The sequence below is a fragment of the Acidisoma sp. 7E03 genome, assembly GCF_054665075.1.
On sequence record NZ_BAAFHE010000055.1, the window covers coordinates 1 to 929 of the forward strand.

The 929-nt window shown below is 65.2% G+C and carries 3 protein-coding genes; all 3 read left to right on the plus strand.

Annotation, left to right across the window (positions count from 1 at the left end):
* Positions 1-92: 92 nt before the first annotated feature.
* On the plus strand, positions 93-284 hold the full coding sequence (locus ACYQ6W_RS22620; protein ID WP_459678556.1) for a hypothetical protein: 192 nt from the start codon (positions 93-95) through the stop codon (positions 282-284).
* A gap of 59 nt (positions 285-343) precedes the next feature.
* Entirely contained in the window at positions 344-721 is a 378-nt protein-coding gene (locus ACYQ6W_RS22625; protein WP_459678558.1) for a hypothetical protein, read from the plus strand.
* A gap of 108 nt (positions 722-829) precedes the next feature.
* A partial coding sequence (locus ACYQ6W_RS22630; protein ID WP_459678521.1) for a FitA-like ribbon-helix-helix domain-containing protein occupies positions 830-929 on the plus strand: 100 nt, incomplete at its 3' end.

Consider the following 929-nt stretch of genomic DNA (forward strand, 5'->3'; position numbering starts at 1 on the left):
CCGAACCTCAGGGCTGAATTTGTTCGTCGTCTTGCTCGTCATAGCTCCACTCTACTTGGAAGTTGGAGCCTCCGGGAAACCCGGTGCGGTTCATGGTCAGCCACTTCGCGGAAGCGACCTGGGTCTATCCGGGCGCGACCTTCGCGCTCACCCAGGAGCAGATCGACGCCATCGAAACCGGGGGCAAGACCTCCGGGGCTGAGGATAACCTGGATGGCGGGGACGACGCCCCGTCCGAAGAGGGAGAGGACGGCTACGCGGAATTCGCCGACGCCGCCGACTGAGCAGAACGCCCGGCCGCCTCGAGGGGCCGGGCCCCACCCCTCAGACATGGAGGTCGATCATGACCCATATCCGTCCCCATCGGGGCGAGTGGGCGGCGCGCGCCTGCGCCCCGCACGCCCTCTCTGTCGGTCAATCACCGATCGCTATCGGGCCTCACCGCATCCAAGCCACCACAGCCGAGATGCGGGCCGAAATCGCCGCGCTTGAGGCAGACTGGGCAGCGGAATCAGAAAAGGCCGCAGCGCGGTCGCTCGGCAACGTTGACCGCCTTGGAGCCCGGCAGACCTGGGATCGTCTGACCTGGACCCGCTATCTCGCGGCGTCGGTGGAATGCCAGGACCTCTACCTGCCCCGTCTGCGCCGTCTCTATGCCGAGGTGGAGCGCCTGGAGCAGCTTGGCGACGCCGAGGCGCCTTCCGGGCGGAGGGCCGCCTAACGAGCGCGCCTCTTTGCGTCGGATCAGCAAGCGATCACTGACGGCCACAGCTGACGATTGCGCCCGACTGGATGCAGTGATATCATGATATCAATATAGGAGGTGCGGATGGCTCAGCTTATCGTCAGAGGCTTGGACGATGATATCAAGCGACGGCTGCAGCAGCGTGCCGAAGCTGGCAAACGCAGCCTTGAAGCGGAGGTGCGGG